This window comes from Sphaerisporangium sp. NPDC004334 (genome assembly GCF_053602655.1).
The window spans coordinates 1-19,407 of sequence record NZ_JBSGDZ010000062.1 but is presented as its reverse complement, the minus strand read 5'-3'; the positions used below and the strand labels follow the sequence as shown (position 1 = coordinate 19,407).

Here is a 19,407-nt window from a genome sequence, read left to right as displayed (position 1 = left end):
GCCGACACCGGCTGCTTGATCCCCAGATTGATCACCTCATAGCCGTTGTTCGACAAGATGATGTCCACCAGGTTCTTCCCGATGTCATGCACATCCCCCTTGACCGTGGCCAGCACGATCCGGCCCTTGGTCTCACCCTCCACCCGATCCATGTGGGGCTCCAGGTAGGCGACGGCGGCCTTCATCACCTCAGCCGACTGCAGGACGAACGGCAACTGCATCTCCCCCGACCCGAACAACTCCCCGACGGTCTTCATCCCTTCAAGCAGAACGTCGTTGATGATCTCCAGGGCCGGGCGCTGCGACAACGCCTCCTCCAGATCACCCTCCAGCCCCTTACGCTCCCCATCGATGATCCGCCGCTTCAACCGCTCCCACAACGGCAACCCCGCCAGCTCCGCCGCCCGGCTCTGCCGCAACGACGCCGCATCCACCCCCGCGAACAACTCCATGAACCGCGCCAGCGGGTCATAACCCTCCCGCCGCCGGTCATAGACCATGTCCAACGCCACCTGACGCTGCTCATCCGGGATCCGCGCCATCGGCACGATCTTCGAAGCATGCACGATCGCCGAATCCAGCCCCGCATTCACACACTCGTGCAAGAACACCGAGTTCAGCACGATCCGCGCGGCCGGGTTCAACCCGAAGGAGATGTTCGACAACCCCAGGGTGGTCTGCACCCCCGGGTAACGCCGCTTGAGCTCACCGATCGCCTCGATCGTCTCCAGCCCGTCCCGGCGGGTCTCCTCCTGCCCCGTCGCGATCGGGAAGGTCAGACAATCCACGATGATGTCCTCGACCCGCATCCCCCAGTTACCCGTCAGGTCCTCGATCAGGCGGGTCGCCACCGCCACCTTCCACTGCGCGGTACGCGCCTGACCCTCCTCATCGATCGTCAAAGCGACCACCGCGGCGCCGTGCTCCTTCACCAACCGCATCATCCGCTGGAACCGCGAATCCGGCCCGTCACCGTCCTCGTAGTTCACCGAGTTGACCACCGCCCGGCCACCCAGCATCTCCAACCCCGCCGCGATCACCCCCGGCTCGGTGGAATCCAGCACGATCGGCAACGTCGACGCCGTGGCGAACCGGAACGCCAACTCCGCCATGTCGGCCACCCCGTCCCGGCCCACATAATCCACACACAGATCCAACATGTGCGCCCCATCACGCGACTGCGCCCGCGCGATGTCCACACACTCCTCCCACTGCCCCGCCAGCATCGCCTCACGAAACGCCTTGGACCCATTGGCATTGGTCCGCTCACCGATCGCCAGATACGAGGTGTCCTGCCGGAACGGCACATGCGCATACAACGACGCCGCACCCGCCTCAGGACGCGGCCGCCGCGCAATCACCTCACGCCCACCGACCCGCTCCACCACCCGCCGCAGATGCTCCGGCGTCGTCCCGCAACACCCACCCACCAACGCCAACCCGTACTCACCGGTGAACCCCTCATGCGCATCCGCCAACTCCGCCGGCGACAACGGATACCGCGCCCCATCCGCGGTCAACTCCGGCAACCCCGCATTCGGCATACACGACAACGCCACCCCCGCCCCGGCATGCTTGGCCAAATACCGCAAATGCTCCGACATCTCCGCCGGACCCGTCGCACAGTTCAACCCGATCACATCGACACCCAACGGCTCGATCGCCGTCAACGCCGCACCGATCTCCGACCCCAACAACATCGCCCCGTTGGTCTCGATCGTCACCTGCGCGATCACCGGCACATCACGCCCCGCCGCCTCGATCGCCCGGCGCGCCCCCACCACCGCAGCCTTCACCTGCAACAAGTCCTGACACGTCTCAATGATCAACGCATCAGCCCCACCCGCGATCAACCCCGCCGCATTCGCCTCATACGCATCACGCAACTGCCCGAACCGCACATGCCCCAACGTCGGCAACTTCGTCCCCGGCCCCATCGACCCAAGGACGAACCGCGCCCGGCCATCCCCCGCCGCCCACTCATCAGCCGACTCCCGCGCCAACCGCGCCCCCGCCAGCGACAACTCCCACACCCGACCAGCGATGTCATACTCCGCCAACGCCGCCAGATTCGCCCCGAACGTGTTGGTCTCCACACAATCAACACCCACCGCGAAATACGCGTCATGCACCCCCCGCACAATGTCAGGACGCGTAACATTCAACACCTCATTGCAACCCTCATGACCATCGAAATCATCGAGCGTGGGGTCATAGGCCTGCAACATCGTCCCCATGGCCCCGTCCGCGACGATCACACGCTCGGACATGGCCTGCCTGAAGGACGCTGCGTTATTCATGCGCACAAGCCTAGCGGGAGCCATGGCGCGATCGCCCGGAGCCGGGGGCGGGACGGGCCGGCGATCGCGACCGGCGAACCGGCGCCGTTCCCCCGGCCCCGGCGGGCTCCCTCGGCCCTCTCGGTGACACCGGGCACCCCTCAACGAATAGGCTTGGTCGGGTACAAGGCCGCCGCCGGCGGCCGTTCGAGATCGCGCCGGCAGTCGCGTGCGGTCTCGGCCAGGCAGCAAGGAGGCGGCGCGTGATCGAGCTCGAAGGACTTCCCGAGCTCGTCGACCCGGTGCTGATCGCCGCGTTCGAGGGGTGGAACGACGCGGGAGAGGCGTCGAGCGGCGCTCTGGCGCATCTCGAGTCGGAGTGGAAGGCGACCCCTCTGGTCGAGCTCGACCCCGAGGACTACTACGACTTCCAGGTGACCCGCCCGGTGGTCGAGCTGGGCGACGGCGTGACGCGGTCGATCATCTGGCCGACGACGCGGCTGCTGGTGGCGCGCCCGCCCGGCAGCGAGCGCGACGTGGTGCTGCTGCGCGGCATCGAGCCGAACATGCGCTGGCGCACGTTCTGCGCCGAGATCGTGGCCATCTGCCTGGAGCTCGGCGTCGAGACCGCGGTGCTGCTCGGCGCGCTGCTCAACGACTCCCCGCACACCCGGCCGGTCCCGATCGTGGGGTCGGTGAGCGATCCGGGGCTCGCGCGCGCTCTCAACCTCGAGCTCACCCGCTACGAGGGCCCGACGGGCATCGTCGGGGTCCTCCAGCACACCCTCGGGGCGGCCGGCACCAAGACCGTCTCCCTGTGGGCGTCGGTTCCGCACTATGTCGCCCAGCCCCCCAACCCGAAGGCCACGCTGGCCCTGCTGCGCCGCATCGAGGACCTTCTGGACATCCCCATGCCGCTCGGCGAGCTGCCCGAGGAGGCGCGGGCCTGGGAGCACGGGGTGGACGAGCTCGCCTCGCAGGACTCCGAGGTGGCCGAGTACGTCCGCGAGCTCGAGGAGCGCAAGGACGCCGCCGACCTGCCGGAGGCCAGTGGCGACGCGATCGCGGCGGAGTTCGAGCGCTACCTGCGGCGGCGCGACCACGACGACGACGGCGGCTGACGCGAACCGGAGAAAGTGCGCATATATCGACATTGGTCGTGTCGGCCCCGATAAACCGCATTTCGCATACTTCTCGTTATTCGCTACGGCGGGCGCGGCTTTCTGGTAATAATTGGCCGCTGCGCCCCTTCCGCACCATTGATCCCGGGCGGCACCACGCGGGCGGCAACGATTCGATAACGGGGACGGGCACGAATCCGCGAACATCGTGAACGGCGTCGACCGCGTGCTGAACCTACACATGTGACTGCGCACCTTGGGACCCCCATGGCGACTCCATATCCTGATCCGCACAAGAGAGCACAGGAGACGCGGCGACGCGTCCTCGAGATGTCGGTGTTCATGAAACGGAACGAGGCGGGCGACGACGCCCGCATCCGCGACGACGCCGGCCGCACCGGCGACGCCCGCCCCTACCCCCAGCTACGCGGCACGACCCCCGCCCAGGCCGTCGAGACGTTCCTCGCCCTCCTGCAGGACCGTCTGCCGGTCTGGCTGCACACCCTCGACGACCTGATGAACATGGCCGGCAAGGGACGGGTGAACGACAACCTGCTGCCGGTCGCCCGGGCCGGCATCGACTACTACGCCGAGGTCCAGGCCGCGGCGATGCCCGCGTTCATCTCCCCCTCGATCACCGTCCGCTTCCGCGAGGCCCTGCGCGAGACCCAGCTCGGGCCCGCCTCCGAGATCGCCCCGCTCGCGGAGTACCTGGAGGCCGAGCGCGGTCTCGGCCGGGTGGCGCCGGACGTCACCCCCGAGGCGAGCGCCCGCCTGCTGCTGGCCGGGTGTTTCCGGCACGCCTACTACGAGATGCTCATCGGCGCCGGCTCGGGCCTGTCCCGCGACGACGGCGCGGTGGAGATCGTACGGGAGCTGCGGCTGGAGGCCGTCACACCCCGGGCGCCTGCGCTCTCCTGAGCACGCCGGCCGCCTGCCTGCCGCCCGCGGGCGGCCGGGGCACCGGCACGCCGGTCCGGACGGCGGCCTCGTCGAACCTGTGCCAGACCAGCGCGGCGAGGTCGTCGTCCGCGCCGAGCGGCCGGCTCACCACGTCGGCCCCGGCGGACTCCAGACGGCTCTGGAAGAACCCGGGGGCCAGAAGGTAGGAGGCGAGCACGACGCGAGGCGCCGGGCCCGAGCGCAGGCGCTCCATGGCCTGTGCCAGGGACGGCGCCGCCGCCGAGGCGAACGCCGCCGTCACCGGGCGGGCCAGCCGCACCGACAGCAGCCGGGCGGCCGCGCGCACGTCGGCGACCGCCGCGGGATCGGAGGACCCGGCGGCGCCGAGCACGACCGCGTCGGTGGGCCGCAACCCGGCGGAGGCCAGCCGGCGGGCGAGCACCGAGGTCAGCAGCGCGTGCGGGCCGAGCGGGCGCGCCACCAGCGCGTCCGGCCGCGCCCGCGCGACCACCGCGGGCAGGTCGATGTGGACGTGGTAGCCGCCGGCCAGCAGCAGGGGCACCACGACCACCGGCCCTGGGACGCGCGGGAGGATCTCGGCGAGCGGCGGGGAGCTGATCTCCAGGTACGCCTGTTCGACGCGCCGCCCCGGGCGCGCGCGCCGCACCCGCTGTGCCAGGGCCGCCAGCGTGGCCTCCCCCTCGGCGCTGCGGGTGCCGTGGGCGGCCAGCACGAGCGTCATCGGACCTCCGGCCGGTCGCAGGCCAGGCGGTAGCCGCGTTTGACGACGGTCTCGACGATGCCCGAGGGGCCGAGGGCGCGGCGCAGGCGCGTGACGGCCATCTCGACCGCGTGCTCGGCCGAGTCGCGGGAGGGGCCGCCGGGCAGGACGACGCGCAGGTCGGAGCGGGGGACGACGTGGCCGGGCCGTTCGGCCAGGCGCTTGAGCACCGCCATCGGAGCGGGCGGCAGCGGCCTGAGCTCTCCGTCGACGGCGACGGCGTGGCCGCGGATCTCCAGTTCGTGGGCGCCGGCGGTGACCCGGGTGACGCTGTGCGCGGGCAGGTGCCTGGCCAGGGTGCGGGCCAGCGAGCCGAGCCGCGAACGCTCCGGCTGGATGACCGGCACTCCCCTGGCCACCAGCGGCGCCGCGGTCACCGGGCCGACGCACGCGGCCACCACCGGGCCGCCGAACGCCTCGACCAGCGCCTCCTCCAGCCCCTCGGCGCGTGCGGCGTTCAGCATGGCCAGCACGGCGGGGGCGCTGGTGAAGGCGACGGCGTCCACCGACCCGGAGATCGCCTGGGTGATCAGGCGGCGCAGCGGCGAGGGGTCGCGGTAGGGCAGCCAGCGGTAGACGGGCACCTCGATGACGGTGGCGCCGGCCGCGCGGAGGTCGGCGACGAACCCGGTCAGCGGCTCGCCGTGCAGTTGCACCACGATGCGCCGCCCGCGCACGTCCTGGCCGAGGAGGTAGTCCTTGATCTCCTCGCAGGACTCGGTCGGCGGCGTCCAGTGGTCGTTGAGCCCGGCGGCGCGCACGGCCCCGCGCGCCTTGGGCCCGCGGGGCAGCAGGCGCGCCCTGGCGAGGTGGTCGGCCAGGTCGACCGACAGCCCCCACCCCTCGGCCGCCGCCACCCAGCCGCGAAAGCCCACACCGGTGGTGACCACGACGTCGTCGACCGGGCCTTTCAGGCACTCCCGGGTGGCGGCCAGCAGGTCGGCGTCCTCGGCCAGCGGCACCAGCCGGATCGCGGGCGCGCGCACCACGCGGGCGCCCCGCCGTTCGAGCAGGGCCGCGAACTCCTCCTTGCGGCGGGTCGCGGTCACCCCGATCGTGAAGCCCGCCAGGGCGTCGGGAGCCGTCTCCGGCGCCACCATGGGGTCCTCCAACAGGGCCGCCGTCATGCCACGCTCACTTCGACCGTGCCGCGCGCGACACGGACGGGGTAGATCGGCAGGGCCGTCGCCGGGTCGTCCAGGCACACGCCGGTGGTCAGGGAGAACGGCTGCTTGTGCATGGGGGCGGCGACGACGGGCTCCTCGCCGCGGGTTCCCACGATGCCGCGGGAGATCACGTACGCCCCGCTGTAGGGGTCGCGGTTGCCGACGGCGAACAGGCGTCCGTCGAAGGTGCGGAAGATCGCGATCTGGTGGCCGCCGACCAGGGCCGCGGCGCCCCTTTCGGGCAGCAGGTCCGTGTAGGCGCAGATCGGCTCCCACGTGGTGCCGGTGCTCGCCTGAGTCGCCGGGCCGTTCTGAATGATCGTCATGCGCGTGTCACCTCCAGGAGGACGGGCTTGATCTGGTCGCGTTCGGTCTCGAACACGATGGACGGGTCAGGGGTGTCGGGGGCGTTGACGAAGCTGACGAACCGGCGCAGCTTGTCGGGATCGTCGACCGTGGCACGCCACTCGTCGAAGTAGCCGGCCACGTGCCGCTCCATCCCGGCGTCGAGATCGGCGCAGATGCCGAGCGAGTCGTTGATGATCACGTCGCGGAGGTAGTCGAGGCCGATGCCCTGCAGCCAGGTGGAGGTGCGCTGGAGGCGGTCGGCCGTGCGGATGTAGAACATCAGGAAGCGGTCGATGGCGCGGATCAGCTCGTCGTCGGACAGATCGCTCGCCAGCAGGTCGGCGTGGCGAGGCTTGAAGCCGCCGTTGCCGCCGACGTAGAGGTTCCAGCCGTTCTCGGTGGCGATGATCCCGAAGTCCTTGCCGCGTGCCTCGGCGCACTCGCGGGCGCAGCCGGACACCGCCGCTTTGATCTTGTGCGGGGAGCGCAGTCCCCGGTAGCGCAGTTCGAGGGCGATGGCCATGCCCACCGAGTCCTGCACGCCGTACCGGCACCAGGTGGACCCGACGCAGGACTTCACGGTGCGCAGCGCCTTGCCGTAGGCGTGCCCGGACTCGAACCCGGCGTCGACCAGCCGCTTCCAGATCTTGGGAAGCTGCTCCACTCTGGCGCCGAACAGGTCGATGCGCTGCCCTCCGGTGATCTTGGTGTAGAGGCCGAAGTCGCGGGCCACCTCGCCGATCACGATGAGCTTCTCGGGCGTGATCTCGCCGCCGGGGATGCGCGGCACGACCGAGTAGGTGCCGTTGCGCTGGATGTTGGCCAGGAAGTGGTCGTTGGTGTCCTGCAGAGCGGCCTGCTCGCCCTCCAGCACGTGCCCGCCGTTGAGCGAGGCGAGGATGGAGGCCACCGCCGGCTTGCAGATGTCGCAGCCGCGTCCCCTGCCGTGCTCGGAGATGAGCTGGGAGAAGGTGGTGATGCCGCGGACGCGGACGATGTCGAACAGCTCAGGCCTGCTGTACTCGAAGTGCTCGCACAGCGCCTTGCTGAGCGCGACGCCCTCGGAGGCGAGGATGGAGGCCAGCGCCGGCACACAGCTGCCGCAGCTGGTGCCCGCTCGGGTGCACTTCTTGACCCCGGCGACGTCGGTGAGCCCCATCTCGGTGATGGCGGCGCTGATCTGCCCCTTGGTGATGTTGTTGCACGAGCAGACCTGCGCGTCGTCGGGGAAGTCGGCGCCCGACATCCCCGCGCCTCCGGCCCCGGCGAACAGCAGGTCGCTCGGCGGGGCGCTGAGCTCCCTGCCGACCATCGGCCGCAGCAGGCTGTAGGGGGTGGCGTCGCCGACGCAGATGCCGCCGAGCAGCGTGCGGGCGTCGTCGCTGATGAACAGCCTCTTGTAGACGCCGGCCACCGGGTCCATGTAGGTGACGTCGAGCGCGCCGGACAGCTCCCCGAAGCTGGCGACGTCCACGCCGAGCAGCTTGAGCTTGGCCGACAGGTCTCCGCCGGTGAAGGCGGAGACGCCGCCGAGGATGCGGTCGGCGGCCACCTCGGCCATGGTGAAGCAGGGGGCGACCAGGCCGTACACCATGCCGCCCACCAGGGCGCACTCGCCGATGGCGTAGACGGCCGGGTCGGCGGTGCGCATGCCCTCGTCGACGACGACGCCTCCCCGCTCGCCCACGGGCAGCCCCGCCCCGCGGGCGAGCTCGTCGCGCGGCCGGATGCCCGCGGAGAACACCACCACGCCGGCGTCGATCTCGGTGCCGTCGGCCAGGACCACCTTGCCGGGCTCGATGCGGTTCAGGCCGGTGCCGGTGTGCACGGCCAGGCCGAGCCGTTCGATGTGCCCGCGCAGCACCGAGCCGCCGCCCTCGTCGACCTGGCGGGGCATCAGCCAGCCGCCCATCTCCACGACGTGGGTGGAAAGGCCCAGGCCGCGCAGCGCGTCGGCGGCCTCCAGGCCGAGCAGCCCGCCGCCGACCACCACGCCGGAGCCGGAGGCGGCGCCCACCGAGGCGGCGCGGATGGCGTCCAGGTCGTCGATGGTCCGGTAGACGAAGGCGTGCTCGGCGCCGGGCACCGGCGGCACGAACGGCGAGGAGCCGGTGGCCAGCACCAGGACGTCGTAGGGCTCCTCGTGCCCGCCGGCGGTGACCGCCACACGGCGGTCGCGGTCGATCGACGCCACCCGGTCGGCCAGCCGCACGGTCGTCGGGCCGCCCGGGTCCGGATAGGTCAGGTCCGCGAGCGACGCGTCCGTGAGGTAGGAGGTCAGCGCCACCCGGTCATAGGCGGGCCTGGGCTCCTCCCCCAGGACGGTGATCGTGCCCGTGAACCCGCGATCGGCCAGGGTCTCCACGAACCGGTGGGCCGTCGGCCCGTACCCCACCACGACGATCCTCACGCGCGGACCTCCTCCTCCTGCTCGCACAGCCAGCCGATGATCCCCTCGACCGCGTCCCGGCAGCTCCCGCAGCCGGTCGTGGCCCTGGTGGCCGCCGCCACCGCCGCGGTGTCGCGCGCGCCCGCCTCCCAGCAGGCGCGGATGCGGCCCTTGGTCACGTTGTTGCACTCGCACACCCGCGCGGAGTCGGGCATGCGCACCGGGCTGTCGGCCGGCGTCGCGTGCTCCACCGACGAGGGGAACAGCAGCCCGGCCGGGTCGCCGGGCAGCGGCCCGCCCCGGTCGTACAGCTGGGTGAGCGTCCCCACGGTCGGCGCCTCGCCCAGCAGGATCGCCCCCACCAGCCGGTCGTTCCTGATGACGAGCTTGCGGTAGATGCCGCGCGCCCGGTGGGTGAAGCGGACCACCTCCACCTCTCCCGAAGGGTCCTCGTTCAGGTGCGCCTCTCCCATCGAGGCGAGTTCGACGCTTCTGGCCTTGAGCCGGGTGACCAGGCGCGAGCCGCGGTACCTGGCGGCGCGGTCGGCGCCGGTGATCAGGTCGGCGACCACGGCGGCCTGCTCCCAGGCGGGGGCCACCAGCCCGTACACGGTGCCGTCGTGCTGGGCGCACTCGCCGATCGCGTAGATCGCCGGGTCGGAGGCGCGCATGTGGTCGTCCACGACGACGCCGCGGTTGACCTCCAGGCCGGCGTCCCTGGCGAGGGAGACCAGCGGCCGCACGCCGCAGGCGAGCACCACCAGCTCCGAGGCCAGGACCTCCCCGGTGGCCAGTTCGACGCCGTGCGGGTGGATCGCCGTCACCTGGACGGCGGTCCTGACCGTCACCCCGAGCCCGGCCAGCGCCTCGCCGAGCACCAGGCCGGCCTCGGCGTCGAGCTGGCGGTCCATGAGGTGGCCGGCCAGGTGCAGCAGGGTGACCGGCATCCCGCGCCCGGCCAGGCCGCGCGCCGCCTCCACGCCGAGCAGGCCGCCGCCGACCACGATGGCGCCGGTCGCGGTGGCCGCCGCGGCGAGGATGCGGTGGCAGTCGTCCATGGTGCGGAAGGCGATGGCCCGGTCGGCGCCCGGGATGGGCGGCACGACCGGCTCGCTGCCGGTGGCCAGCACCAGCACGTCGTACGGCTCGGCCGCGCCGTCGTCGGTGCGGACGGTGCGGGCCTTTCTGTCGATGGCGGTGACCGTGACGCCGAGCCGGGTGGTCACCCCGTCGGGCTGGGCCGGCAGCCGCACCTGCTCGGGGCTCGCGGTGCCGGCGAGCACGTTGGACAGCAGGACCCGGTTGTAGGGCCCGCGGGTCTCGGCGCCGAACACCGTGATCCGGATGTCCTTGTCGCGCGCCCTGACCTCGTCGGCCAGGCGGGCCCCGGCCATGCCGTTGCCGATGACGACCAGCCTCACGTGTTCCTCCCCCGATCGGCCCGCGGCGCCGTGGTGGCCCGCGGGTCAGCGTCGTCGCGCCCGGGCGGTCCCTCATCGGACCGCTCGACCCGCACGGCGCAGACCTTGAACTCCGGCATCCGGGACGTCGGGTCCAGGGCCGGGTTGGTGAGGCGGTTCACGCCCTCCCAGTGGAAGGGCATGAAGACCGTGTCGTGCCGGATGGCGCGGGTGACGCGGGCGGCCACCCGCACCGAGCCCCTGCGGCTGGTCACCTCGACCATGTCGCCGGAGACGACGCCGAGGCGCTCGGCCAGGTCGGCGTGCAGCTCGACGTAGGGCTCGGGGGCGGCCTCGTTCAGCGCCCGCACGCGCCGGGTCTGGGCGCCGCTCTGGTAGTGGGCGAGGACCCGGCCGGTGGTCAGGTAGCAGGGGTAGTCGTCGTCGACGTCCTCGGCCACCGGCCGGTGGTCCACCGGGACGAACCTCGCGCGGCCGTCCGGGGTCGGGAAGCGGTCCAGAAAAGGGCGCGGGGTCCCGGGGTGGTCCTCGGAGGGCGCGGGCCAGAACACGCCGGTCTCGCGGGCGATGCGCTCGTAGGTGATGCCGGCGTAGTCGGCGACGCCGCCCGCGCTGGCCCGGCGCAGCTCGTCGAACACCGTGCGCGGGTCGTCGGAGAAGCCCTCCTCACGGCCGAGCCGCGCGGCCAGCCCGGCGAGGATGGCCAGGTCGCTGCGCACCTCGGGCGGCGGGGTGACCGCCTGCCTGCGCAGCAGCACCCTGCCCTCCAGGTTCGTCATGGTGCCGTGCTCCTCGGCCCACTGGGTGGTGGGCAGCACGACGTCGGCCATCGCCGCGGTCTCCGACAGCACGAAGTCGGAGACCACCAGCAGGTCCAGCGCCGCCAGCCGCTCGGTGACGTGGGCGGCGCGCGGGGCCGACACCACCGGGTTGGAGCCGAACACCAGCAGCCCTCTGGGCCCGCCGCCGGTGCCGAGCGCGTCCAGCAGTTCGTAGGCCGACCGGCCGGGGCCGGGGAGCTCACCGGGGTCGACGCCCCAGACGGCGGCGACGTGGGCGCGGGCGGCCGGGTCGTCGATCCTGCGGTAGCCGGGGAGCTGGTCGGCCTTCTGCCCGTGCTCGCGCCCGCCCTGGCCGTTGCCCTGCCCGGTGATGCAGCCGTACCCGGAGCCCGCGCGGCCGGGCAGGCCGAGGGCCAGGGCGAGGTTGATGAACGCGGTGACGGTGTCGACGCCCTTGGAGTGCTGCTCGGCGCCCCTGCCGGTGAGGATCATGGCCTTGCGGGCGGTGCCGAGCAGGTGGACCGCCTGGCGCATCGAGGCGACCGGCACGCCGGTGATCCGCTCGACGCGCTCGGGCCACCACGCGGCCACCGACTCGCGGACCGCGCCGAACCCGGTGGTGCGGGCGGCGATGTAGTCCTGGTCGGCGTACCCCTCGGTGATGGCGATGTGCAGCAGCCCGAGGGCGAGCGCGAGGTCGGTGCCCGGGGTCACCTTCAGGTGCAGCGCGGCCTGCTTGGCCGTGCGGGTCTGCCGGGGGTCCACCACGATGAGCGTGTCGCGCAGGTGCCGCAGGAAAGGGGGCATGGTCTCGGCGACGTTGCCGCCGGCCATCATCACCACGTCGGCCTCGGCGATGTCGGTGATCGGGAACGGCAGCCCGCGGTCCATGCCGAACGCGCGGTTGGTGGCGGCGGCGGCCGAGGACATGCAGAAGCGGCCGTTGTAGTCGATCTGGCTGGTGCGCAGCGCCACCCGGGCGAACTTGCCGAGCTGGTAGGCCTTCTCGTTGGTCAGGCCGCCGCCGCCGAACACCGCCACCGCGTCGCGGCCGTGCTCGGCCTGGAGGGCGAGGACCGCCCCGGCGACGCGGTCGAGCGCCTCCTCCCAGCTCACCGGCGAAAGCGGCGCGGTACGGCTCGCGCGGGCGAGCGGCGTGGTCAGGCGCACGCCGGAGGTCAGCAGCTCGGCCGCCGTCCAGCCCTTCTGGCAGAGCCCTCCGGCGTTGGCAGGGATGTCGTGGCGCGGGGTGACGGTGAGCGTGCCGCCCGCCTCCCGGCCGGACCCTCCGCTGACGTACATGCCGCACTGCAGGGCGCAGTACGGGCAATGCGTCGCCTCTCCCAGGTGGACCGGCGTCATCACAGACGCCGGCGGGGAAAGTGAGGTCGGCATGGGTTCGATGGTGCTTTCAGGCCGTTTCACCGTTGGGTCCCTCCTGTTACCTCTGTGCTACAAGCCGCCAACCGTGTTCACATCGGGCGCGGGCCCGGTGTGCGCACCTCGCGGTGTCCGGACGGTGCGCGCGGGGCACGGCGGGGGCACGGCGCGGGCATGACGGGGGCACTGCGGGCACTGCGGGGGCACTGCGGGGGCACTGCGCCCTCACGCGCGGGCCCGGGCCGCGCCGGCGTTCCCCCGGCGCGGCCCGGGCGTTTCCCCCGGACGCGGGCTCTAGACGCGTGCGGTGGCCAGGCTCGGGGCCAGCCGCGCCCCCACCGTGCGCAGATAGCAGAACCAGGTCAGCCCCGCGCACAGCACGTAGAAGCACGCGAAGGCGATCAGCGCGGCGCCCGCGCCGCCGGTCGCGGCGATCGAGGTGCCGAACCCGCGGTTGATGAAGAACCCGCCGAACGCGCCGACGGCCGAGATGATGCCGACGGCGGCGGAGCTGTCGCGCTTGCCGGTGGCCAGGGCGGCCTCGTAGGCGGCGCCGTCCTCCGGCGAGATCCCCTCGACGGCCTTGGCGCGGAAGATGGCCGGGATCATGCGGTACGTCGAGCCGTTGCCCACGCCGGTCAGCGCGACCAGCACCAGGTAGGAGACGAAGAAGAAGGCGAAGCTGTGGGTGGAGACCCCCACTCCGACCAGCGCGACGGCGACGCCCATGGCGCCGAAGTTCCACAGGGTGACCCGCCCGCCGCCGAGCCGGTCCGACAGCCTGCCGCCGACCGGCCTGATCAGCGAGCCCACGAGCGCTCCGAGGAAGGCCCAGGTGACGGTGGAGACGTGCTCGGGGAACTGGCTCTTGATGAGCAGCGGGAAGGCGGTGGTGTAGCCGATGAAGGATCCGAAGGTGCCGATGTAGAGGAAGGACATGATCCAGGTCTGCGCGCGGCCGGCGATCTTGAGCTGGTCCCTGGCGCTCGCCCTGGCGGTCGCGAGGTTGTCCATGAAGAAGAACGCGCCCAGGGCGGCCAGGACGATGAACGGCACCCAGAACAGCCCGGCGGCGGCCAGCCCGAACCCGGTGATCACCAGCGGCATGACCAGCTGCACCGAGCTGACGCCGATGTTGCCGCCGGCGGCGTTGAGGCCGAGCGCCCAGCCCTGTCTGCGCTCGGGGTAGAAGTAGGTGATGTTGGCCATGCTGGAGGCGAAGTTGCCGCCGCCGAGCCCTGCCGTGGCCGCGATGAGCAGGAAGGCCCAGTACGGCGTGCCGGGGCTGCTCACCGCGACGGCCAGCAGACAGGCGGGGATGAGCAGCAGCAGCGCGCTGACGACCGTCCAGTTGCGGCCGCCGAACTTGGCGGGCGCGAAGGTGTAGGGCAGCCGCAGGGTGGAGCCGACGAGGTTGGGCACCGAGACCAGCCAGAAGAGCTGGTCGGTGGAGAACTTGTAGGAGCCGAGCTTGACGGCGACGATGCTCCAGACGGTCCAGAGGGTGAAGCCGAGGTGCTCGGCCAAGATCGAGAAGAGCAGGTTCCTGCGGGCGACGCCCTTGCCGCGGCCGTCCCAGAAGCCGGGGTCGTCCGGCCGCCAGTCGGTGATCCAGCGGCCTCTCGCCGCCGCGGTACGGGTTGCCTCCGTCACCGTCACGGTTCCTCCTTCGTATGCTCCGGGGGTCGGGAGGCTCCGAAGGTAACGAGCGGGATCACACCACCCGGCGACGAATGTCAGATATCGGGGTTACTTCCGACGCACGGGCGAAACATGTGATGCACAGGCATCACGACGGCAACATCGAATTAACAAAGATTGCCTGGGCGGCCGATCGGGCATTGTTTCCGGGAAACTTCCACACAGTGTCGTCACCCACGGGAGCGGGCATGACCGGCGTCCGGCAGATCAGGCTCTTCTCCGACCCGGTGCTCCGCGCCGTGGCACAGCCGGTGACGAGCTTCGACCGCTCGCTGCGCGACCTGGTCAAGGCCCTGCAGGCGACCACCCGGGCGGGGTCGGGACGGGCCGGGCTCGCCGCGCCGCAGATCGGGGTGTCGCTGCGCGTGCTGACGTTCGAGCTGGACGGCAGGGCCGGCCACCTGGTGAACCCGCGCCTGGAGCTGTCCGAGCGCACCGTCGTCGCCGACGAGGCGTGCCTGTCGGCACCGGGCCTGTGGTGGCCGCTGGAACGCTCCTATTCGGTCGTCGCCCGCGGGCGTGACATGTACGGCAAGCCGGTGACGGTCCGCGCGCTCGGCATGCTGGCCCGCGTGCTGCAGCACGAGGTCGACCATCTCGACGGCATCCTGTTCCGCGACCGCCTCACCGAGGAGGAGCGCGCGCGGTTCGACGCCGCCATGGCCTGAGCCGCCCCGCGCCGCCGCATCGGCACACGATCCAACATCTGGGGCCCTATGTCCCTTTTTTCCGGCAACGCGTGTTCTGTCGGAATGTGGCCGGGTAGGGCAACCGACGATCCGGAAGCGCGCCCGAGCCGAGCCGCTTCCACATCGGGGGCGTCCCGCTTCCCGCACATACCGAACCGGCGCCAGGCCGGACCCTCCATCCCCCGGGCGGGGCACCGGAGGCGGCTCGCCGGGCGGATCCCGAGACGGGAAGCCGGAGAAGGAGGCAATCGTGACAGGCGGACTGAAAGTGGCCCTGGCCGTCGCCCTCGGCTATTTCCTCGGCCGGCACCGCAGGTTCAAGCTCGCGGTCGCTCTCGGGGTGGCGGGCGCCACGGGCAGGCTCGGGGGCGCGCGCGGCAACCTGATCGAGCAGGGGCTGAAGCTCGCGAGCTCCTCCCCCGAGCTGGAGAAGATCGTCAACAGCGTCCGGGGCGAGCTGTTCGAAGCCGGCAAGGCCGCGGCGAAGGCGGCGGCGAGCAGGCAGGTCAGCTCGCTGAGCAGCAAGCTGCAGGACCGGGCCGAAGCCCTCCAGCACGCGGCCAACGTGGCGGCGGGCCTGGAGGAGGAGGTGACCGGCACCGCCGGAGAGGCCGCCAAGACGGCGAAGGGCGGAGTCACCAGCCTGCGCGAGCGGGCCGCCGGCGGCCTGCGCACCGCCAGGTCGCGGGTGCGCCGCCCCGCCGAACCGGCGCCGGAGGAGGACCTGGAAGAGGAAGAGCCGTACGAGGAGGACTACGGGGAACAGGACGAGTACGAGGAGGAGGCGCCCCCTCGGCGCAGGCCGCCGCAGGACCGGGGCCGGCCCGCCGGGCGCGACACGCGGCGTCCCGCGCGCGAGGAGGAGGAGCCGGAGGACGACGACGAACCCCCGCCGCGCGGCCGCGTCGTCCGCGACCAGCCGCCGCCGCGCTCGCGGCCCGTCCACCGCACCCGGGGGTGAGCCGCCATGGCGGAACCGAGAAGGGAAGGCCCCGGCGCCGCCGCGGCGAACCCGATCAAGAGCCAGATGCGCGGCCTCGCCGGCGTCGCCGGGAAGCTCGCCCTCGCGGCCGTGCGGCGCCGGGTGGAGAGCACCACCCGGCAGCTGACCGACTTCGCCGAGAACGGCGGAATGCGCACCATTGGACAGCTCGCCGGGGGCGAGGGCAAGTTCGGCCGGGTCAAGGGGCTGGCCAAGCTCGCGTTCGGAGGGCTGAAGAAGAAGCTCGGCTTCGGCGGGCGCGGCGCCAAGGGCAAGAAGCTCAAGTTCCACAACATCATCGAGTCGCTCGACTTCGGCGCCCCGGTCCGCGTGGTCTACAACCAGTGGACGCAGTTCCAGGACTGGCCGAACTTCACCAAGAAGGTGGAGAAGGTCGTCCAGGAGAGCGACGAGAAGCTCACCTGGCAGGCGAAGATCTTCTGGTCGCGCCGCACCTGGCAGTCGACGATCACCGAGCAGGTGCCCGACGAGAAGATCATCTGGCGCTCGCAGGGCGCCAAGGGCTACGTGGACGGCAGCGTCACCTTCCACGACGTCACCCCTGACATGACAAGGGTGCTGCTGGCGCTGGAGTACCACCCCAAGGGGCTGATGGAGCACATCGGCGCCATCTGGCGGGCGCAGGGCCGCAGGGCCCGCCTGGAGTTCAAGCACATCCGCCGGCACGTCATGAACGAGGACCTGCTCCATCCGGAGGAGGTCGAGGGGTGGCGGGGCGTCATCCACGAGGGCGAGGTGGTCAAGGACCACGAGACCGCCATGCGCGAGGAGGAGGAGCGCGAGGAGCGCGAGCGCCGCGGCGAGCGCGAGCCCGGGGAAGGCGAGGAAGCCGAGTACGAAGAGGGCGAAGAGGTCGAGTACGAAGAGGGCGAGGAGCCCGAGGAGGCCGAGGCCGCCGAGCGGGGCGAGGAACCTCAAGAGGGCGAAGAGGAAGAGGCCGGGGAAGAAGAGGAGCCCCGGGGCCGCCGCGAGGAGGAGCCCCGTCGCGGACGCCGGACGGCGCGGGCCGAAGAAGAGCCCGAAGAGGAGCCTGAGGAGGAGCCCGAGGAGGCCGAGGAGCCCGAGGAGCCCGAGGAGGAGCCGCGGCGCGGACGGCGCGCGACGGAGGCCAGGCGTGAGGGGGCCGGCGAGGAGCGCCGCAGGCGGCGGCTTCCCTGGGGCCCCAGGCGGCCGGAGGAGGCGCGCCGGAGCCCGGCCGCCGAGCCGCGCCGCCAAGCCCGCCGGACAGAGCCCGCCGAGGAGGAGGAACCGGAGCCGCCCGCGCGCCGGCGCGGCACCGAGGCCGGCGGGCGCGGGGAACCCCGGGCGCGGCGGCGCCCCGAGGGCGAGGAGTCCGGGCGCGCGGGCCGGCGCGGATCCGCGCGCGAGCCGAGGGACACAGGCCGGTGACCGGCAGCGAGGAGTGGAGCGTATGACCATCGTGCAGCCCTCGGGCGGCGGGCCTGCCGGCCGGCCGAACTCATCGGGCGGCGGACTCGCCGACGTGATCGACACGATCCTCGACAAGGGACTGGTGATCGACGCCTACGTCAGCGTCGCGCTGGTGGGCATCGAACTGCTGACCATCAACGCGCGCATCGTCGTCGCCAGCGTGGACACTTACCTGCGGTTCGCCCAGGCGGTCAACCGGCTGGACATCTCGGAGGGCCAGAAGGGGCTTCCCGAGCTCATGCAGGACATGACGACGGGCGTGGCCAAGTCCAAGACCAAGGGCATCGCCCAGGGCGCCCTGGAGGCGGCGGGCGAGAAGCTGCGCGACTTCATCACCGAGTCCGACGAGCAGCCCGCGCCCCGCAGGCGCCGGCGTGAGGAGTACTGAGATGGCCCGTTCCACTTCCGGCCCCGCCGCCCCGGGGTCCGAGCAGGAGCAGGCCGCCGGCCGCCGGCCCGGCGGCGCCGTGCAGGACGCGGACACGCGCGAGGCGGGTCCCGTCACCGCGGAGGCCTCCGGCCGGGCCGCCGCCGGCGCCGCCGGGAGGGCGGGCGAGCGGACCGGCGTCCCGGAGCAGCGGCAGGAGCGCGCGACGGCGTCCTACATCTACGGCATCCTGCCCTCCGACGTCGAGCTGACCCCCGAGCCCCGCGGGGTGGGAGACCCGCCAGGAGAGATCGCCCTGGTACGTCACCGCGACATCGCCGCCCTGGTCAGCGAACTGCGCCTCACCCGCCCGCTCGGCAGGCCCCAGGACCTCGTCGCCCACCAGAACCTGCTGGACGACGTGGCCGCCGAGGTGCCGGTGCTCCCCCTGCGCTTCGGCGCGGTGATGGAGAGCCCCGAGGCGATCGTCTCGGAGCTGCTGACCCCCCATCACGACCGGTTCCGCTCCGCGCTGGAGGAACTGGAGGGACGCGTCCAGTTCGTCGTCAAGGGCCGCTACGAGGAGGGCACCGTCCTGCGCGAGGTGCTGGCCGAGGAGCCCGAGGCGGCCCGGCTCCGCGAGGAGATCCGCGGCCTGCCCGAGGAGGCGACCTGGGACGCGCGGATCCGGCTCGGCGAGATCATCAACCGGGCCGTCGAGGTCAAGAGGGACGCCGACACCCAGATGCTCGCCCAAGGGCTCGCCCCGCACGCGGTCGCGGTCGTCATCAGGGAGCCGACCCACGAGGAGGACGCCGCCCACCTGGCCGTGCTGGTGGACACCGACCGGCAGGAGGAGTTCGAGCGGGCCCTCGAGGAGTTCGGCCGCCGCTGGGCCGACCGCGTCACGCTGCGTCTGCTCGGCCCGCAGGCGCCCTATGACTTCGTCGACACGCAGGGATGAAGGTGCTTGGACGATGGGCCTGGTCAAGCTGCTGTTCGGCTGGCCGCTCGCGCCGGTGGAGGCGCTGATCCGGCTCGGTGAGCTCATCGAGGAACAGGTGGAGCACCAGTTGCGCGACCCGGCGGCGGTGCGGCGGCAACTGGAGGAGGTGGAGGAGGCGCGGGCCGCGGGCCTGATCTCGGAGGAGGAGAGCGCCCGCGCCACCGAGGAGATCCTGCAACGGATGATCGGCTAGCGGGCGGCCGGCCGCACCGGCTCCGGGCGCCGGGGAGCCGCCGGGGAGCAAGGAGGTGATGTCGTGCCGGGCAGCCGCAGACCCCGCGACCGGCGGGCCGGTGCCGGTGAGGACCGCTACACGTACGACCCGGCCCGCGAGAACACCAGGGACGAGGAGTACACCGGCCACACCCAGTACCCCGGCCCCGCCGACTCCACCGAGGACATGGACGACACGGACGACGGCCACGACATGGACGACGGCGACGACATGGACGACATGGACGACGCGGACTATGCGGGCGCGGGGGACGTCTACGGCCGCTACGGCGAGGAGGAGGACGCCCCCCGGGGGACGCGGCGTCCCGCCAGGACGGCCGGGACGGCCGGGACGGCCGGGACGGCCGGGACGGCCGGGACGGCCGGGACGGCCGGGACGGCCGGGACGGCCGGGACGGCCGGGACG

General features: G+C 72.4%; 17 protein-coding genes. 9 read left to right on the top strand and 8 right to left on the bottom strand.

Annotation, left to right across the window (positions count from 1 at the left end; translation table 11 throughout):
* The coding region (locus tag ACWEN6_RS40380; RefSeq protein WP_452577461.1) for a homocysteine S-methyltransferase family protein at positions 1-2,300 on the bottom strand (2,300 nt) is incomplete at its 3' end.
* 242 nt (positions 2,301-2,542) lie between these two features.
* Here ACWEN6_RS40380 and ACWEN6_RS40375 point away from each other — a divergent pair.
* On the top strand, positions 2,543-3,400 hold the full coding sequence (locus ACWEN6_RS40375) for a PAC2 family protein (protein ID WP_452577459.1): 858 nt from the start codon (positions 2,543-2,545) through the stop codon (positions 3,398-3,400).
* A 342-nt stretch (positions 3,401-3,742) separates the two neighbouring features.
* Positions 3,743-4,321, top strand: coding sequence for a hypothetical protein (locus tag ACWEN6_RS40370; RefSeq protein ID WP_354845264.1), 579 nt, complete (start codon positions 3,743-3,745; stop codon positions 4,319-4,321).
* Here ACWEN6_RS40370 and ACWEN6_RS40365 read toward each other — a convergent pair.
* The 7 genes from ACWEN6_RS40365 to ACWEN6_RS40335 form a co-directional block, all read right to left on the bottom strand.
* Positions 4,293-5,045 carry a sirohydrochlorin chelatase gene (locus tag ACWEN6_RS40365; protein WP_452577457.1) on the bottom strand — a complete coding sequence of 251 codons (753 nt, stop codon included), beginning with the start codon at positions 5,043-5,045 and terminating at the stop codon, positions 4,293-4,295. The genes ACWEN6_RS40370 and ACWEN6_RS40365 overlap by 29 nt on opposite strands.
* Entirely contained in the window at positions 5,042-6,211 is a 1,170-nt protein-coding gene (locus ACWEN6_RS40360) for a uroporphyrinogen-III synthase (protein ID WP_452577455.1), read from the bottom strand. The genes ACWEN6_RS40365 and ACWEN6_RS40360 overlap by 4 nt, the downstream gene beginning before the upstream one ends.
* The gene (nirD, locus tag ACWEN6_RS40355; RefSeq protein WP_380832497.1) at positions 6,208-6,576 is read right to left on the bottom strand and encodes a nitrite reductase small subunit NirD; all 369 of its coding nucleotides are present in this window, start codon (positions 6,574-6,576) and stop codon (positions 6,208-6,210) included. The genes ACWEN6_RS40360 and nirD overlap by 4 nt, the downstream gene beginning before the upstream one ends.
* Complete coding sequence (nirB, locus tag ACWEN6_RS40350; RefSeq protein WP_452577453.1) at positions 6,573-9,008, bottom strand: nitrite reductase large subunit NirB; 2,436 nt, start codon at positions 9,006-9,008, stop codon at positions 6,573-6,575. The genes nirD and nirB overlap by 4 nt, the downstream gene beginning before the upstream one ends.
* Positions 9,005-10,408: an FAD-dependent oxidoreductase gene (locus tag ACWEN6_RS40345; RefSeq protein WP_452577451.1), complete on the bottom strand. Its 1,404-nt coding sequence runs from the start codon at positions 10,406-10,408 to the stop codon at positions 9,005-9,007. The genes nirB and ACWEN6_RS40345 overlap by 4 nt, the downstream gene beginning before the upstream one ends.
* Positions 10,405-12,585 (bottom strand): molybdopterin oxidoreductase family protein, encoded by a 2,181-nt coding sequence (locus tag ACWEN6_RS40340; protein WP_452577449.1) that lies wholly within the window; start codon positions 12,583-12,585, stop codon positions 10,405-10,407. The genes ACWEN6_RS40345 and ACWEN6_RS40340 overlap by 4 nt, the downstream gene beginning before the upstream one ends.
* A 279-nt stretch (positions 12,586-12,864) precedes the next feature.
* A complete protein-coding gene (locus ACWEN6_RS40335; RefSeq protein WP_354845244.1) occupies positions 12,865-14,229 on the bottom strand; it encodes an MFS transporter in 1,365 nt (454 codons plus the stop codon).
* A gap of 230 nt (positions 14,230-14,459) precedes the next feature.
* Between ACWEN6_RS40335 and ACWEN6_RS40330 the strand changes: the two genes are divergently transcribed.
* The 7 genes from ACWEN6_RS40330 to ACWEN6_RS40300 form a co-directional block, all read left to right on the top strand.
* Complete coding sequence (locus ACWEN6_RS40330) at positions 14,460-14,939, top strand: peptide deformylase (RefSeq protein WP_354845241.1); 480 nt, start codon at positions 14,460-14,462, stop codon at positions 14,937-14,939.
* Between the two features lie 271 nt (positions 14,940-15,210).
* Positions 15,211-15,921, top strand: coding sequence for a hypothetical protein (locus tag ACWEN6_RS40325; RefSeq protein ID WP_452577447.1), 711 nt, complete (start codon positions 15,211-15,213; stop codon positions 15,919-15,921).
* A gap of 6 nt (positions 15,922-15,927) precedes the next feature.
* Complete coding sequence (locus tag ACWEN6_RS40320) at positions 15,928-17,352, top strand: SRPBCC family protein (protein ID WP_452577445.1); 1,425 nt, start codon at positions 15,928-15,930, stop codon at positions 17,350-17,352.
* Between the two features lie 22 nt (positions 17,353-17,374).
* Positions 17,375-17,782: a gas vesicle protein GvpJ gene (gene gvpJ, locus ACWEN6_RS40315; RefSeq protein WP_452577443.1), complete on the top strand. Its 408-nt coding sequence runs from the start codon at positions 17,375-17,377 to the stop codon at positions 17,780-17,782.
* Position 17,783: 1 nt separating this feature from the next.
* Complete coding sequence (locus tag ACWEN6_RS40310) at positions 17,784-18,725, top strand: GvpL/GvpF family gas vesicle protein (protein ID WP_452577442.1); 942 nt, start codon at positions 17,784-17,786, stop codon at positions 18,723-18,725.
* Positions 18,726-18,738: 13 nt separating this feature from the next.
* Positions 18,739-18,960: a gas vesicle protein GvpG gene (locus ACWEN6_RS40305; protein WP_452577440.1), complete on the top strand. Its 222-nt coding sequence runs from the start codon at positions 18,739-18,741 to the stop codon at positions 18,958-18,960.
* A 63-nt stretch (positions 18,961-19,023) separates the two neighbouring features.
* The coding region (locus ACWEN6_RS40300) for a hypothetical protein (protein ID WP_452577438.1) at positions 19,024-19,407 on the top strand (384 nt) is incomplete at its 3' end.

Bases quoted from the DNA above. Each gene is read 5' to 3' on its own strand.
- ACWEN6_RS40370 (WP_354845264.1), top strand. From the start codon at position 3,743: ATGAAACGGAACGAGGCGGGCGACGACGCCCGCATCCGCGACGACGCC.
- ACWEN6_RS40365 (WP_452577457.1), bottom strand. From the start codon at position 5,045: ATGACGCTCGTGCTGGCCGCCCACGGCACCCGCAGCGCCGAGGGGGAG.
- ACWEN6_RS40360 (WP_452577455.1), bottom strand. From the start codon at position 6,211: ATGACGGCGGCCCTGTTGGAGGACCCCATGGTGGCGCCGGAGACGGCT.
- nirD (WP_380832497.1), bottom strand. From the start codon at position 6,576: ATGACGATCATTCAGAACGGCCCGGCGACTCAGGCGAGCACCGGCACC.
- ACWEN6_RS40340 (WP_452577449.1), bottom strand. From the start codon at position 12,585: ATGCCGACCTCACTTTCCCCGCCGGCGTCTGTGATGACGCCGGTCCAC.
- ACWEN6_RS40330 (WP_354845241.1), top strand. From the start codon at position 14,460: ATGACCGGCGTCCGGCAGATCAGGCTCTTCTCCGACCCGGTGCTCCGC.
- ACWEN6_RS40320 (WP_452577445.1), top strand. From the start codon at position 15,928: ATGGCGGAACCGAGAAGGGAAGGCCCCGGCGCCGCCGCGGCGAACCCG.
- gvpJ (WP_452577443.1), top strand. From the start codon at position 17,375: ATGACCATCGTGCAGCCCTCGGGCGGCGGGCCTGCCGGCCGGCCGAAC.
- ACWEN6_RS40310 (WP_452577442.1), top strand. From the start codon at position 17,784: ATGGCCCGTTCCACTTCCGGCCCCGCCGCCCCGGGGTCCGAGCAGGAG.
- ACWEN6_RS40305 (WP_452577440.1), top strand. From the start codon at position 18,739: ATGGGCCTGGTCAAGCTGCTGTTCGGCTGGCCGCTCGCGCCGGTGGAG.